This window comes from Streptomyces sp. NBC_01463, from assembly GCA_036227345.1.
Lineage (GTDB): Bacteria > Actinomycetota > Actinomycetes > Streptomycetales > Streptomycetaceae > Streptomyces.
On the sequence record CP109468.1, the window covers coordinates 2665624 to 2681282 of the forward strand.

Consider the following 15659-nt stretch of genomic DNA (forward strand, 5'->3'; position numbering starts at 1 on the left):
GGCGGCGCCCCGGAGGGCGGTCAGCCCTGGTGGGGGTAGGTGTAGTCGGTCGGCGGGACCAGCGTCTCCTTGATGGCCCGGGTCAGGGTCCAGCGCTGGAGGTTCTGCGGGGCGCCCGCCTTGTCGTTCGTACCCGAGGCGCGGCCGCCGCCGAAGGGCTGCTGGCCGACGACGGCACCGGTCGACTTGTCGTTGATGTAGAAGTTGCCCGCGGCGTACCGCAGCTTCTCCATCGTGTACGCGGCCGCGGCGCGGTCGTTCGCGATGACGGAACCGGTCAGGGCGTAGTCGGAGACCGACTCCATCTGCTCCAGCATCGCGTCGAAGTTCTCGTCCTCGTAGACGTGGACCGCGAGGATCGGGCCGAAGTACTCGGTCGTGAAGACCTCGTTCTCGGGGTCGCTGCACTCGATGACGGTCGGGCGGACGAAGTAGCCCACCGAGTCGTCGTAGGTGCCGCCGGCGACGATCGTGCACGCCGGGTCGGCCGCGGCGCGGTCGATGGCGGCCTTGTTCTTCGCGAAGGCGCGGTCGTCGATGACGGCACCCATGAAGTGCGACAGGTCGGTGACGTCGCCCATCGTGATGGAGTCGACCTCGGCCGCGAACTTCTCCTTGAAACCGGAGTTCCAGATGGAGGCCGGGACGTAGGCGCGCGAGGACGCGGAGCACTTCTGGCCCTGGAATTCGAAGGAGCCGCGGGTCAGCGCGGTCTTCAGGATCGCGTGGTCGGCCGACGGGTGCGCGACGACGAAGTCCTTGCCGCCGGTCTCGCCGACGAGACGCGGGTAGGTGCGGTACTTCGCGATGTTGTTGCCGACCGTCTTCCACAGGTGCTGGAAGGTGGGGGTCGAGCCGGTGAAGTGGATACCGGCCAGGTCGCGGTGGTTCAGGGCCACCTCGGAGACGGCGATGCCGTCACCGGTCACCAGGTTGATGACGCCCTTGGGCAGACCGGCCTCCTCCAGGAGCTGCATCAGCAGCACGGCGGCGTGGGTCTGCGTGGGGGACGGCTTCCAGACCACCACGTTGCCCATGAGGGCCGGGGCGGTGGGCAGGTTGCCCGCGATGGCCGTGAAGTTGAACGGCGTGATCGCGTAGACGAAGCCCTCCAGCGGGCGGTGGTCCATGCGGTTCCACACGCCCGGGGAGTTGGCCGGGGGCTGCTCGGCCAGGATCTGGCGCGCGTAGTGCACGTTGAAGCGCCAGAAGTCGACGAGCTCGCAGGGGGTGTCGATCTCGGCCTGCTGGGCGGTCTTGCCCTGGCCGAGCATCGTGGAGGCGGCCAGCGTCTCGCGCCAGGGGCCGGAGAGCAGCTCGGCGGCGCGCAGGATGATCGCGGCGCGGTCGTCGAAGGCCATCGCGCGCCAGGCCGGAGCGGCGGCGAGGGCGGCGTCGACCGCGTCCTGCGCGTCCTGCTTCGTGGCACCGGCGTAGGTGCCGATGACGGCCTTGTGGTTGTGGGGCTGCACGACGTCGAAACGCTCGCCGCCGCCCATCCGCTTCTCGCCGCCGATGGTCATCGGCAGGTCGATCGGGTTCTGGCCGATCTCCTTGAGCTTGGCCTCCAGGCGGGCGCGCTCCGGGGAGCCCGGGGCGTAGGAGTGGACCGGCTCGTTGACCGGCGCGGGGACCTGGGTTACAGCGTCCATGGGTTCCGTGGCTCCTTGGGTAGAGAGGTGGAGGGGGCTCAGCCCTTGGTGAGGATGGAGCGGCCGAAGAACAGCAGGTTGGCCGGCTTCTCCGCGAGGCGGCGCATGAAGTAGCCGTACCAGTCGGTGCCGTACGCGGTGTAGACACGCATGCGGTGTCCCTCGGCCGCGAGCCGGATGTGCTCGTCGCTGCGGATGCCGTACAGCATCTGGAACTCGTACTCGTCGAGCTTGCGCCCGGCCTTGCGGCCGAGCTCCTGGGCGATGGCGATCAGGCGCGGGTCGTGGGACCCGATCATCGGGTAGCCCTCGCCCTCCATCAGGGTCTTCAGGATGCGGACGTACGCCTTGTCGATCTCGGCCTTGTCCTGGTACGCGACGGAGGCGGGCTCCTTGTAGGCGCCCTTCACGATGCGCACGCGGCTGCCGGCGGCGGCCAGGCGGCGGGCGTCGTCCTCGGTGCGGAAGAGGTAGGCCTGGATGACGCATCCGGTCTGCGGGTAGTCCTTCCGCAGCTCCTCGTGGATGGCGAACATCGAGTCGAGGGTGGTGTGGTCCTCGGCGTCCAGGGTGACCGTGGTGCCGATCGCGGCGGCGGCCTCGACGACCGGGCGGACGTTGGCGAGGGCCAGCTCGTGGCCGTCCTCCAGCGCCTGGCCGAACATCGAGAGCTTGACGGACATCTCGGCCCTGGTGCCCAGGCCGAGGTCCTTGAGGCGGCCGACGAGCTCCAGGTAGGCGTCGCGCGCGGCGGCGGCCTGCGCGGGCGTGGTGATGTCCTCACCGACCACGTCGAGCGTGACTTCGAGGCCCTTGTCTGCGGCGTCCTCGATGATCGGGACGACCTGCTCGACCGTCTCACCGGCGATGAACCGGTCGACGACCTGCTTCGTGCCCGGGGCTGCCGAGATGAAACGGCGCATCTTGTCGCTGCGTGACGCGGCGAGAATCACGGGACCCAGCACGGGGCACCTCCACGGAAAGTACGGACGAAAGCCGTACCGCGGCTCTATGACGAACATAAGCGGTACAGCACGGAGAACCACCGTGAAATCTAGGGATCTCTCCGATCCTGTGCCATCGACAGCTGTCACGCATCCGTGCCCTGGATCTCAGACATATGTCTGAAGGGGTGCGAGAATGGCCGGGTGAAGGGCGATTACCAGGAGCTGGTCGACGAGATCTCCGCGCTGCTCGGTGTCCCCGCGACGCTGGAGAACCGGGATTTCGGCCTCGTCGCCTTCGGTGCCCACGACAGCGACGACGACACGGCGATGGACCCGGTCCGCACCCGGTCGATCCTGACCCGCCGCTCGACCCCGGCGGTCCGCGCCTGGTTCGAGAACTTCGGCATCACCCGCGCCACCGGCCCCGTCCGCATCCCGGCCGCCCCGGAGGCCGGTGTCTACCGGGACCGGATCTGTCTGCCGGTACGCCATCGGGGTGTCGTGCTCGGTTACGTATGGCTGCTGGACGCCGACCCGGGACCCACCGACCCGCAGCTCGACGCGGCGATGGAGGTGGCGGCCCGGATCGGGGCCCTGCTCTCCGACGAGGCGCGGGCGGGCACGGACCTGTCCCGGGAGTTCGGCGCGGTGCTCACGGCGGGGCGCGGCTGGCAGCGCGACATGGCGGTGGCCGCGCTCGCCGAGGCGCTCGGCCCGGACGCGGAGGGGCTGCACACCGTGGTGTGCGTGACGCCGTGGCCGGACGATCCGCCGTCGGCGCGCGCGGTGCCCTCCGCGGCGGCCCTGTCCGCCGCCCCGTTCCCGGGCGGTCCCGGCACGCCGGCACTGGCCGCGCTCGTCCGGCTGCGGTCGCACGACGTCCTGGACCCGGCGCTCACCGCCGCCGACCGGCTGCGCACCACCGGTGGGGCGGCCGCCACGGCGGGGATCGCGGTGCCCCGGCGCGGTCTTGCCGAGCTGGCCGACGCCTGGCACGAGGCATCCGCCGCGGCGCGGGCGGCCGCGGCGGAGACCCGGTTCGGCCCGGTCGCCGAGTGGTCGGCCATCGGCCCGTACCGGCTGCTGACCGCGCTCACCCCGGACACGCTGCCGGACCACACGGTCCGCCCCCTGCTCACCCCGTCGCACCGGGACCTCGCCCGCACCGCGGAGGTGTTCCTCGACTGCGCCGGCCAGGCGTCCCGGACCGCCGCCGAGCTGGGCATCCACCGGCAGACGCTGTACTACCGCCTCTCCCGGGTCCAGCAGCTCACCGGCCTCGACCTGAACGACGGCGAGGACCGGCTGCTGCTGCACATGGCGCTGAAGTCCGCCCGGCTCTGAGGCACCCGAGGGACTACGCGGCCCGCTCGTCCGTGCCCGGCACCTTGGCGGTGGACAGGGCGATGCGGTTCCAGGTGTTGATGGTGAAGATCAGCGCCAGCAGTCCGCCGAGCGTGGCCTCGTCGAACACGGCCGCCGCACGGGCGTAGACGTCGTCGGGGACCCCGCCGCGGGAGACCAGGGTGACGGCCTCGGTGAGCGCCAGCGCGGCCCGCTCCTCGGCGGTGAAGAAGTGCGCGGCCTCCTGCCAGACGGCCACCATGTGCAGCCGCTCCTCGCTCTCCCCCGCCTTGCGGGCGTCGGTGGTGTGCATGTGCAGGCAGTACGCGCAGCCGTTGAGCTGCGAGGAGCGGATCTGCACCAGTTCCACGAGGGCGGGGTCCAGGCCCTGGCGCGCGGCGGCGTCGAAGCCGATGAGGGCCTTGAAGGCCTTCGGGGCGGCCTTGGCGAAGTTGATGCGGGGAGCCCGGCCGGCGCTGACTGCGGTGTCGTTGTTCGTCATGTCCTCTACGTTATGAGCCCCAAAGACCTCGCGTAGGGTGCACTTTCATGTCGGATTCATGGGTCAATTCCGCGGAGCGGATCGGCAGTGACCTGCTCCTCGACCTGGCGGGGCCCGGCAGCCGCCGGGCCGTCCTCATCCGTGCGCTGCGCGACGCCGTACGGGACGGGAGGCTGGCCCCCGGCACCCGGCTGCCGCCCTACCGGTCGCTCGCGGCCGATCTCGGTCTGGCCCGCAACACCGTCGCCGACGCCTACGCGGAACTGGTCGCCGAGGGCTGGCTGACCGCCCGGCAGGGTTCCGGGACCCGGGTCGCCCGGCGCGCCGCACCCGTGGCACCCGCCCGGGTGCCGAAGAGGGCGCCGCACGCCCCGGCCGGTCCCGTGCACGATCTGCGCCAGGGCCGGCCGGACGCCGGTTCCTTCCCCCGTACCGCCTGGCTGTCCGCCGCCCGGCGCGCGCTGAACGCGGCACCCAACGACGCCTTCGGCCCCGGCGATCCGCAGGGCAGGACCGGCTCCGCCACGCCCTGACGGACTATCTGGCTCGCTCGCGCGGGGTCCGCACCACTCCCGGACGGATCGTGATCTGCTCCGGGTTCGCCCATGCCCTGCGGCTGCTGTCGGGGTGCGGCCTCCTGCGCGGCCCGCTGGCGGTGGAGTCGTACGGGCTCGGCTTCCACCGGTCGGTCCTGGACGCCGCATCGGTGCGCACGGTGCCGCTCGCGCTCGACGAGGACGGTGCGCGCGTCGACGAACTGGGCGGGCTGCCGGGTGTGCGGGGCGTCCTGCTGACGCCCGCTCACCAGTTCCCCACCGGCGGGCCGCTGCGTCCGGAGCGCCGCTCAGCCGTCGTCGACTGGGCCCGCGCGCGGGACGGGCTGGTGCTGGAGGACGACTACGACGGGGAGTTCCGGTACGACCGGGAGCCGGTGGGTGCCGTGCAGGGGCTGGACCCGGACCGGGTCGTGTACGCCGGCTCGGTCAGCAAGAGCCTGTCGCCGGCGATCCGGCTGGGGTGGATGGTGCTGCCGGAGCGGCTCGTCGGGCAGGTCCTGACGGCGAAGGGCGAGCGCGAGGCCTGGGCGAGCGTGCCGGACCAGCTGACCCTGGCCGAGCTGATCGTGTCGGGGCAGTACGACCGTCATGTCCGCCGGATGCGCCGCAGCTACCGCGAGCGCCGGGACCGGCTCGTCGCGGCGCTCGCCGAGCACGCCCCGCACATCACGGCCACCGGGATCGCGGCCGGTCTGCACGCGGTCCTGCGGCTGCCGCCCGGCACCGAGCAGTCCACGGTCAAGGCCGCCGCCTGGCAGGGCCTCGCCCTGGACGGGCTGGACGGCTTCCGCCACCCGGCAGCCCCGGCCACGGCCCCGGACGGCCTGGTCGTGGGCTACGCCGCCCCGCCGGACCACGCGTTCGGCGCGGCGCTGGAGGCGCTCTGCCGGGCGCTGCCGCCGGCCTGACGGACACGGGCCCGGCCGAAGGTGCCTACAGCCAGGACGGCGGGTCGGGCGCGACGATCGGGCGGTCGCTGACGACGGCGGCCATGACCACGGGCGCGTCCCCGTCGCTGCGCCCCACGCTCACTCCGACCCAGCGCCGCCGCTCGGACACCGGCCCCCAGGCCGCCAGGTCGCCGTAGCAGTCCTCGTCGAGGAGTGCCCCGAAGAGCGGCGGGACCGGTTCGTCGTTCTCCCGCAGGAGCAGCGCCCCGTGGACGGCCACCGGGTGGTGGGCGCCCCAGCGGGCCTCCAGTTCCCCGACGAGCGAGGCCAGCCGCGCCTCGGCCGCCTCCTCCTCGTCGTCCCACTCCTCGCCGTCCGCGTCGTCGTCTCCGTCGCCCTCCCAGAGCGGGACGATCCGGAAGCCCTCGCCCGCGGTCACCGTCCACTCCCCCGTGTCCGGGTCCCCCTCGGCCACGGCAGGGCCGGCGGCCGGCAGGGGCGAGGCGAGCAGGGTCTCGATGTCGGCGACGGCCCGTGCGAGGTCGAACGTCTCCCCGGCCCGGGCGGTCATCGCGGGCCGCCGTTCCCGCGGGGTTCCTGGATTCGCTGCCTCATGGGTGCCAACTCCTGCCTGCGCCGACGACGTGACCGAGCGTGCGAGCACGGTCCAGGCTAAGGGCTGTCCGGGGCGGCCGGGGCGACCCGGCCTTCCAGCACGGCCTTCAGGCCGTCCGTCAGATCCTGCGCCGAGGGCGCCGATTCGCTGTCCATCAGCCACTGGACCATGACGCCGGCCAGCAGCGCCTGGCAGAACAGACCGGCCACCCGCGCCCTCTCGGGGTCGGTGGCGGGGTCGATGCCCAGCATGTTCTCGGCGAGTCCGTCGCGGCCCTCGCGCTGCGGCCCCGCGAGGGCCTTCTGCAGCTCGGGGTCGGTGTTGATCCGGGAGATGACCTCCATCTGGAGCTGCCAGACCGCCTTGGTCTGCTCGTAGCTCCCGATCACCCGCTCCCAGGTCTCCCGGAACTGGTCGAGCGGCGCGGACGGCACCTCCGCCCCGCTCGCGGGCTCGTCGCCCCGGGACAGCACGTCGCCCCACTCCTCCGTCACCTTGAGGAAGGCAAGGTTGAGCAGGGCCTCCTTGGAGCCGTAGTGGTAACCGATGGAGGCGAGATTGGTCCCCGAGGCCGCCACGATGTCGCGCGCCGTCGTCCGGGCGTAGCCCTTCTCCAGCAGGCAGCGCTTGGCGCCTTCGAGCAGATCCTCACGATGTCCCATATCAGCAGCGTACCCGGCATGCAGACGTTTGTGTAAGACGCACGTCTACATACCGGGTACGGCTGGTCAGCTGCGGAACTCAGTCGGTCAGGTTCACCGAACGGGCCGAGGCCGCGCCGATCTCCGAGGAGATCTCGGCCAGCACCGACGCCGGGACGTCGTCGTCGACGGTGAGGACGACGAGCGCCTCGCCGCCCACGTCGGCGCGCGACACCTGCATGCCCGCGATGTTCAGCCCGGCCTCGCCGAGGATCTTGCCGACCGCGCCGACGACACCGGGGCGGTCGTCGTAGCGCAGCACGACCATGTGGTCGGCGAGCGCCAGGTCCACATCGTGCTCGCCGATGGCGACGATCTTCTGGAGGTGCTTGGGGCCGGCCAGCGTGCCGGACACCGCGACCTCCTGGCCGTCGGCCAGGGTGCCGCGGACCGTGACCACGTTGCGGTGGTCGGGCGACTCGGAGCTGGTGGTGAGGCGGACCTCGACACCGCGCTCCTGCGCGAACAGCGGAGCGTTCACGTACGACACGGTCTCGTCGACGACGTCCTCGAAGACGCCCTTGAGCGCGGAGAGTTCGAGCACCTTCACGTCGTGCTGGGTGATCTCGCCGTACACCTCGACGTCGAGGCGGGCCGCGACCTCGCCCGCGAGCGCGGTGAAGATCCGGCCGAGCTTCTCGGCGAGCGGCAGCCCGGGACGGACGTCCTCGGCGATGACGCCGCCCTGGACGTTGACCGCGTCCGGCACGAGCTCACCGGCGAGCGCGAGGCGCACCGACTTGGCGACCGCGATACCGGCCTTCTCCTGGGCCTCGTCCGTGGAGGCGCCGAGGTGCGGGGTGCAGACGACCTGGTCGAACTGGAACAGCGGGGAGTCCGTGCACGGCTCCTTGGTGTACACGTCGAGGCCGGCGCCGGCGACGCGGCCCTCCTTGAGGGCGGAGGCGAGCGCCTCCTCGTCGACGATGCCGCCGCGCGCGGCGTTGACGATGCGCACCGAGGGCTTCACCTTGTGCAGCGCCTCGTCACCGATCAGGCCGAGCGTCTCCGGGGTCTTGGGGAGGTGCACGGTGATGAAGTCGGAGACCTCCAGCAGCTCGTCCAGCGAGAGGAGCTTGACGCCCATCTGCGCGGCGCGCGCTGGCTGGACGTAGGGGTCGTACGCGACGATCTTCATGCCGAAGGCCGACATGCGCTGGGCGACCAGGACGCCGATACGGCCGAGGCCGACGACACCGAGGGTCTTCTCGCTCAGCTCGACACCGGTGTACTTGGAGCGCTTCCACTCGCCGTTCTTGAGGGCGGTGTTGGCCTGGGGGATGTTGCGCGCGGTGGCGACGAGCAGACCGCAGGCCAGCTCGGCGGCGGTGACGATGTTGGAGGTCGGGGCGTTCACGACCATGACGCCGGCCTTGGTGGCCGAGGAGACATCGACGTTGTCCAGACCGACACCCGCGCGGGCGACGACCTTCAGCTTCTTCGCGGCGGCGATGGCCTCGGCGTCGACCTTGGTGGCGGAGCGCACCAGGATGGCGTCGACATCGACGATCGCGGGGAGGAGCTCGGCGCGGTCCGCGCCGTTGCAGTGCCGGATCTCGAAGTCCGGTCCCAGGGCGTCCACCGTGGCGGGCGACAGCTCTTCAGCGATGAGTACGACAGGTTTCGAGCTCACGTGAGTCCTCACAGATCCAGTGCGGACGGCCGTCCCGACGGCCGCAGGCGGTGGAGGGGCTTGCCGCGTGGAAGACGCACGACACTGTGGGCCTGACGCGTGTATGTGTTCCGAAGTGTAGTCATGCGCGACGACGCATACTGCGCCCCGTTGGAAGGATCACCCACATGAGGCTGGACGACTTGTACACACGTACGACGCCGCCTCTTCCAGCGGATGAAACAGGGCGGATGCCCGGAGGGGGCGGGCCGTGGCCCGCCCCCTCCGGGCACCGGTGTTACGCGTCCTCGTCGTTGACCCAGCTCATGAGCTTGCGGAGCTCACGGCCGGTGGTCTCCAGCAGGTGGTCGCTGTCGGCCTTCTTGTACTCGTTGTACTTGGGCAGACCGTTGTGGTACTCGGCCATCCAGGCGTTGGCGAAGGTGCCGTCCTGGATCTCGGTGAGGACCTTCTTCATCTCGGCCTTGGTGGCGTCCGTGATGATCCGCGGGCCGGTGACGTAGTCGCCCCACTCGGCGGTCTCCGAGATCGACCAGCGCATCTTCTCCAGGCCGCCCTCGTACATGAGGTCCACGATGAGCTTCAGCTCGTGGAGGCACTCGAAGTACGCGATCTCCGGCTGGTAGCCGGCCTCGGTCAGGGTCTCGAAACCGGCCTTCACCAGGGCGGCGGTGCCACCGCAGAGAACGGCCTGCTCGCCGAAGAGGTCGGTCTCGGTCTCCTCGGTGAACGTCGTCTTGATGACGCCGGCGCGGGTGCCGCCGATGCCCTTGGCGTACGAGAGGGCGAGCTCCAGGCCCTTGCCCGTGGCGTCCTGCTCCACGGCCACGATGCACGGAACGCCGCGGCCCTCCTCGTACTGGCGGCGGACCAGGTGGCCCGGGCCCTTCGGGGCGACCATGCAGACGTCGACGCCGGCCGGCGGCTTGATGAAGCCGAAGCGGATGTTCAGGCCGTGGCCGAAGAACAGCGCGTCGCCGTCCTTGAGGTTGTCCTTGACGGACTCCTCGTAGACCTGGGCCTGGATCGGGTCCGGAACCAGGATCATGATGACGTCGGCCTCGGCGGACGCCTGGGCCGGGGTCACCACGCGCAGGCCCTGCTCCTCGGCCTTGGCCTTGGACTTGGAGCCCTCGTGCAGACCGACACGGACGTCGACACCCGAGTCGCGCAGCGACAGCGCGTGGGCGTGGCCCTGGCTGCCGTAACCAAGGACCGCGACCTTGCGGCCCTGGATGATGGACAGGTCGGCATCGTCGTCGTAGAACAGCTCGGCCACTGGGTCTTCTCCTTGGTGTGCAGGTGTTGCGTCCCACCGTACGGCGGGGTGCGTCAGTTACGTTTTCGGGTCTCGCCATACGAGCGGCGCGGCGGACCCGGAATGGTCTATGCCGTGCGGTCGAGAGCGCGCAGCGACCGGTCGGTGATCGAGCGCGCGCCACGTCCTATGGCGATGGTGCCGGACTGGACGAGCTCCTTGATGCCGAACTGCTCCAGCATCTTGAGCATCGCCTCCAGCTTGTCGGCGCCGCCGGTCGCCTCGATCGTGACGGCCTCCGGGGAGACGTCCACGGTCTTGGCGCGGAACAGCTGGACGATCTCGACGATCTGGGAGCGGGTCTCGTTGTCGGCGCGGACCTTCACCAGGACGAGCTCACGCTGGATCGCAGCGGACGGCTCGAGTTCGACGATCTTCAGGACGTTGACCAGCTTGTTGAGCTGCTTGGTGACCTGCTCCAGGGGCAGGTCGTCGACATTCACGACGATGGTGATGCGGGAGATGTCGGGGTGTTCGGTGGTACCGACCGCGAGCGAGTCGATGTTGAAGCCGCGGCGGGAGAACAGGGCCGTGATCCGGGCGAGGACACCGGGCTTGTTCTCGACCAGGACGGAGAGCGTGTGCTTGGTGGACATGGAAGTCGGTCTCTCTCTGTCTCTCAGTCGTCTTCGTTGTCGCCGAAGTCGGGACGGACGCCGCGGGCTGCCATGACCTCGTCGTTCGAGGTGCCGGCGGCGACCATCGGCCACACCATGGCGTCCTCGTGGACGATGAAGTCGATGACGACCGGGCGGTCGTTGATCGAGTTGGCCTCGGCGATGACCTTGTCCAGGTCGGCCGGGTCCTCGCAGCGGATCGCGTAGCAGCCCATGGCCTCGGACAGCTTGACGAAGTCGGGCACCCGGGTGCCCTTCGCCGCGTTGCCGTCGGTGTCGGCGCCGGAGTGCAGCACGGTGTTGGAGTACCGCTGGTTGTAGAACAGGGTCTGCCACTGGCGGACCATCCCGAGTGCGCCGTTGTTGATGATGGCGACCTTGATCGGGATGTTGTTGAGCGCGCAGGTGGTGAGTTCCTGATTGGTCATCTGGAAGCAGCCGTCGCCGTCGATCGCCCAGACCGTGCGGTCCGGCATGCCGGCCTTGGCGCCCATCGCGGCCGGGACCGCGTAGCCCATCGTGCCCGCGCCGCCGGAGTTCAGCCAGGTGGCGGGCTGCTCGTACTTGATGAAGTGCGAGGCCCACATCTGGTGCTGGCCGACGCCCGCCGCGAAGATCGTGTCCGGCGGGGCCAGTTCACCGACGCGCTGGATGACCTGCTGCGGCGAGAGGCTGCCGTCCTCCGGCAGGTCGTAGCCGACCGGGTAGGTGTCGCGCCACCGGTTGAGGTCCTTCCACCAGGCGGCGTAGTCGCCCGTGTGGCCCTCGGTGTGCTCGGCCTGGACCGCCTGGACGAGGTCGGCGATGACCTCGCGGGCGTCACCGACGATCGGGACGTCGGCCGCGCGGTTCTTGCCGATCTCCGCCGGGTCGATGTCGGCGTGGACGATCTTGGCGTACGGCGCGAAGCTGTCCAGCTTGCCGGTGACCCGGTCGTCGAAGCGGGCGCCGAGGGCGACGATCAGGTCGGCCTTCTGCAGCGCGGTGACGGCGGTGACCGCACCGTGCATACCGGGCATTCCCACGTGCAGCGGGTGGCTGTCGGGGAAGGAGCCGAGCGCCATCAGGGTGGTGGTGACGGGCGCTCCGGTCAGCTCGGCCAGCACCTTGAGTTCGGCGGTGGCCCCGGCCTTCATGACGCCGCCGCCCACATACAGGACCGGGCGCTTGGCCTGGGTGATGAGCTTGGCGGCCTCGCGGATCTGCTTGGCGTGCGGCTTGGTCACCGGGCGGTAGCCCGGCAGGTCCATCACCGGCGGCCAGCTGAAGGTGGTCTTCGCCTGGAGCGCGTCCTTGGCGATGTCGACCAGGACGGGTCCCGGACGGCCGGAGGAGGCGATGTGGAAGGCCTCGGCGATCGTGTGCGGGATGTCCTCGGCCTTGGTGACCAGGAAGTTGTGCTTGGTGACCGGCATCGTGATGCCGCAGATGTCGGCTTCCTGGAAGGCGTCGGTGCCGATGGCGGCGGAGGCCACCTGGCCGGTGATCGCGACGATCGGCACCGAGTCCAGGTACGCGTCGGCGATCGGGGTGACCAGGTTGGTGGCGCCCGGGCCGCTGGTGGCCATGCAGACGCCGACCTTGCCGGTGGCCTGTGCGTAGCCGGTGGCCGCGTGGCCCGCGCCCTGCTCGTGGCGGACCAGCACGTGACGGACCCGCTGCGAGTCCATCATCGGGTCGTACGCCGGAAGGATGGCGCCGCCGGGAATGCCGAATACCGTGTCGGCCCCCACCTCCTCGAGGGAGCGGATGAGGGACTGCGCACCCGTGACGTGCTCAACGGTGGCGGTGGACGATCCGCCGTTACGGGCCCGCGGCTGGGGATGGTGGGCCCCGGTGGCCTGCTCGGTCATCGGCATTCTCTTCTCGAAGCTGAGGGTTTTTGCGAGTGTTTTGCGATGGTTTGCGTGGTGCCGGTGCAACAAAAAACCCCTCGTGCCGTGAGGCAAGCGAGGGGAGCGCGCCGGTGCGGTCTGCAGAGTGTCATCGAGGAACTCTGCTTCAGCCGACGCGCTTTCCAAGTACGAGAATTCGGGTGCGCATGGCATTGACCCTCTCTCCGACGCACTCGGCGTGTCAAGTGGGTGGGACGGGCGTCTCAGCATGTGATCCGGTGAGCAGCGGAATCGAGCCGCCCGCCAGGACCGGCTGAGCGGCCGGGGAACCGGGCACCGGGAACTCGCCCCGGACCAGGGCGCGGCGCAGCCGGTACTCGTCCAGCGGCCCGGAGAAGGCCATGCCCTGGCCGTGCGTACAGCCCATGGCGCGCAGCGCGAGGACCTGTTCCGGGACGTCGACGCCGTCGGCCACGGACTGCATGCCGAGATCGCAGGCGATCCGCAGCAGCCCGCTGGTGATCTTGTGCAGCCGGGCGGACTCGACGACGCCCTCGACCAGTCCGCGGTCCAGTTTCAGTACGTCGATGGGGAGCCGGCGCAGGGCGTTGATCGCGGCGTACCCACTGCCGAAGCCGTCGAGCGCGATGCGTACACCGAGCCTCCGCAGGGCGACCAGGCGCTGCTCCAGCTCGTCGAAGGAGACCCGGGGGTCGCTGTCGGCGACCTCGATCATCAGCGCCCCGGACGGCAGCCCGTACCGGGTCAGCAAGGCCTCGACGGAGCCGAACGGGAGGCCCTTGTCGAGCAGCCGGCGAGCGGAGAGCCGGACGGCGACGGAGACCTGATGACCGGCCCTGGACCGGTCAGCGGCCTGCTCCACGGCCTCTTCCAGGAGCCAGCGGCCCAGCTCCGCGGTGCGGTCGCTGTCCTCGGCCACGCGGAGGAATTCGGCGGGTGTGAACAGGATGCCCTGCGCGGAGCGCCACCGGGCCTGTGCGGCGACGGCGGCGACGGTGCCCGTGGCCAGGTGCACCACGGGCTGGTGGAGCAGCGCGAACTCGCCGTCGCGCAGGGCGGTGCGCAGCCGGGCCGCCAGCTCGGTGCGGCGCACCACCTCGGCCTGCATCTGCGGGGCGTACAGCTCGACGCGGTCCTTGCCGCCCGCCTTGGCGCGGTACATGGCGAGGTCGGCGTTGCGCATGAGGTCGTTGGGGGTGATGCCGGGCTCGGCGAAGGCGACGCCGATGGAGGCGGTGACCCGGACCTCGCCGGCGCCGATCCGGTAGGGCTGGGAGAGCGTGAGGCGCAGCCGGTCGGCGATCTCGTGGACCTGGTACTCGCGGGCCGTCTGGTCGCGCCCGCCGTCGCCGACGATGAGGGCGGCGAACTCGTCCCCGCCGAGGCGGGCCGCCGTGTCCCCCGTCCGCACGGAGTCCTGGAGGCGGCGGGCGGCCTGGATCAGGAGTTCGTCGCCGGCCTGGTGGCCGAGGCGGTCGTTGGCCGCCTTGAAGCCGTCGAGGTCGATGAAGAGGACGGCGGTGCCCGCGTCCCCCGCCCGGCGGCCGCCGAGCCCCTGGCGGACCCGGTCGGTGAACAGCGCCCGGTTGGGCAGGTCGGTGAGCGGGTCGTGCTCCGCGTTGTGCTGCAACTGGGCCTGGAGCCTGACCCGTTCGGTCACGTCCCGGCTGTTGAGGATCAGGCCGCCCTGGTGGCGGTTGACGGTGGACTCGACGTTCAGCCAGTCGCCGGTGCCGGAGCGGAAGCGGCACTCGATGCGGGTGGTGGGTTCCTCGCCGGGCGGGGCGGCGAGGAACCGCCGCACTTCGTGGACCACCCGCCCCAGGTCCTCGGGATGGATGATGGAGGCGAGCTCGGCACCGATGAGGTCGTCGGCCTCGCGCCCGTAGACACCGGAGGCGGCGGGACTGACGTAGCGGAGTATGCCGGTCGGTGCGGCGATCATGATGACGTCGCTGGAGCCCTGCACCAGGGAGCGGAAGTGGTTCTCCTTCTGCGCCAGTTCCTGGGTGAGGGCGATGTTGTCCACGAGCATGATGCCCTGCCGGACGACCAGGGCGAGCACCACCGTGCACCCGGTGAAGACCACGACGCGGTCCACCCGGCGGCCCTCGATGACGTTGTAGAGGATGCCCAGGGTGCAGACGGCGGCGGCGAGATACGGCGTCAGCGCGGCCAGCGAACCGGCGATGGGGCGGGACACGGACCGCTGCCCGTCCCCGCTCACGGCCTCCCCCTCCCGGCCGGCGCCCCAGGGGGCGTACGCGAGGAGCAGCGACCCGGCGAACCAGCCGGCGTCGAGCAACTGGCCGGAGTGGTAGGTCTGGCGCAGCAGCGGCGAGGTGAACAGGGCGTCGCACAGGACCGTGAGGGCGAGTGCGGCGATGGCGGTGTTCACCGCGGCGCGGTTGACGTTGGAGCGGCGGAAGTGCAGCGCCAGGACCATGGAGACGAGCACGATGTCGAGCAGCGGATAGGCCAGCGAGAGGGCCGCGCGGGCGACGCTGGCACCCTCGACGTCCGCCATGTGCGCGGTGTGGGCGAGGGCGAGGCTCCAGGAGAGCGTGAGGAGCGATCCGCCGATCAGCCAGGAGTCGAGGACCAGACAGACCCAGCCGGCCCGGGTGACGGGTCGCTTGGCGAGAACGAGCAGGCCCACGATGGCGGGCGGGGCGAAGCAGAGGAAGAACACGTCGGCGAGGGAGGGGCTGGGCACCGGGACCTCCCGCACGACCTCGTACCAGCCCCACACCCCGTTGCCCCCCGCGGCCATCAGCGAGGAGGCGGAGAACAGCAGCCAGGCGGGCCGGAACCTGTTGTCCGCGGAGCGGGCGAACAGGAAGCAGGAGACGGCGGCGACCAGGGCGGCGGCGCTCAGCCCGAAGTCCCCCATGAACAGCGCGAGTCGGGCCGATCCCCAGCCCGTGGCGGCACCCACCCCGTATCCGGCGCAGACGAGTCCGAGGAAGACCTGCGGGACCAGCGCGGGCGCCGGGCCCATGGCCGGCCGAGGGGCCACGACCGCT

Annotated in this window: 11 protein-coding genes and 1 pseudogene; 2 read left to right on the plus strand and 10 right to left on the minus strand. The window is 70.9% G+C overall.

The window, feature by feature from the left end:
* Nucleotides 1-20 precede the first annotated feature (20 nt).
* Together pruA and OG521_11570 are read right to left on the minus strand one after the other, a co-directional pair.
* The gene (gene pruA, locus OG521_11565; GenBank protein WUW21389.1) at nucleotides 21-1652 is read right to left on the minus strand and encodes an L-glutamate gamma-semialdehyde dehydrogenase; all 1632 of its coding nucleotides are present in this window, start codon (nucleotides 1650-1652) and stop codon (nucleotides 21-23) included.
* Between the two features lie 38 nt (nucleotides 1653-1690).
* Nucleotides 1691-2617: a proline dehydrogenase family protein gene (locus OG521_11570; protein ID WUW21390.1), complete on the minus strand. Its 927-nt coding sequence runs from the start codon at nucleotides 2615-2617 to the stop codon at nucleotides 1691-1693.
* A gap of 183 nt (nucleotides 2618-2800) precedes the next feature.
* On the opposite strand from OG521_11570, the gene OG521_11575 reads away from it, so the two are divergent.
* Complete coding sequence (locus OG521_11575) at nucleotides 2801-3943, plus strand: helix-turn-helix domain-containing protein (protein ID WUW21391.1); 1143 nt, start codon at nucleotides 2801-2803, stop codon at nucleotides 3941-3943.
* Nucleotides 3944-3956: 13 nt separating this feature from the next.
* On the opposite strand, the gene OG521_11580 is transcribed toward OG521_11575, so the two are convergent.
* Nucleotides 3957-4445, minus strand: coding sequence for a carboxymuconolactone decarboxylase family protein (locus OG521_11580; protein ID WUW21392.1), 489 nt, complete (start codon nucleotides 4443-4445; stop codon nucleotides 3957-3959).
* Between the two features lie 47 nt (nucleotides 4446-4492).
* Between OG521_11580 and OG521_11585 the strand changes: the two are divergent.
* A pseudogene (locus OG521_11585) lies at nucleotides 4493-5910 on the plus strand (PLP-dependent aminotransferase family protein).
* Between the two features lie 25 nt (nucleotides 5911-5935).
* On the opposite strand, the gene OG521_11590 reads toward OG521_11585, so the two are convergent.
* The 7 genes from OG521_11590 to OG521_11620 form a co-directional block, all read right to left on the minus strand.
* Nucleotides 5936-6463: a hypothetical protein gene (locus OG521_11590; protein WUW21393.1), complete on the minus strand. Its 528-nt coding sequence runs from the start codon at nucleotides 6461-6463 to the stop codon at nucleotides 5936-5938.
* Nucleotides 6464-6564: 101 nt separating this feature from the next.
* Nucleotides 6565-7170, minus strand: a complete 606-nt coding sequence (locus OG521_11595; GenBank protein ID WUW21394.1) for a TetR/AcrR family transcriptional regulator — start codon at nucleotides 7168-7170, stop codon at nucleotides 6565-6567.
* A gap of 79 nt (nucleotides 7171-7249) precedes the next feature.
* Complete coding sequence (gene serA / locus OG521_11600; GenBank protein ID WUW21395.1) at nucleotides 7250-8842, minus strand: phosphoglycerate dehydrogenase; 1593 nt, start codon at nucleotides 8840-8842, stop codon at nucleotides 7250-7252.
* A 277-nt stretch (nucleotides 8843-9119) separates the two neighbouring features.
* Nucleotides 9120-10121 carry a ketol-acid reductoisomerase gene (ilvC, locus tag OG521_11605; protein WUW21396.1) on the minus strand — a complete coding sequence of 334 codons (1002 nt, stop codon included), beginning with the start codon at nucleotides 10119-10121 and terminating at the stop codon, nucleotides 9120-9122.
* Between the two features lie 107 nt (nucleotides 10122-10228).
* On the minus strand, nucleotides 10229-10756 hold the full coding sequence (ilvN, locus tag OG521_11610) for an acetolactate synthase small subunit (GenBank protein WUW21397.1): 528 nt from the start codon (nucleotides 10754-10756) through the stop codon (nucleotides 10229-10231).
* Nucleotides 10757-10779: 23 nt separating this feature from the next.
* Nucleotides 10780-12636 carry an acetolactate synthase large subunit gene (locus tag OG521_11615; protein WUW21398.1) on the minus strand — a complete coding sequence of 619 codons (1857 nt, stop codon included), beginning with the start codon at nucleotides 12634-12636 and terminating at the stop codon, nucleotides 10780-10782.
* Between the two features lie 217 nt (nucleotides 12637-12853).
* Nucleotides 12854-15634: an EAL domain-containing protein gene (locus OG521_11620; protein WUW26647.1), complete on the minus strand. Its 2781-nt coding sequence runs from the start codon at nucleotides 15632-15634 to the stop codon at nucleotides 12854-12856.
* Between the last annotated feature and the right edge of the window lie 25 nt (nucleotides 15635-15659).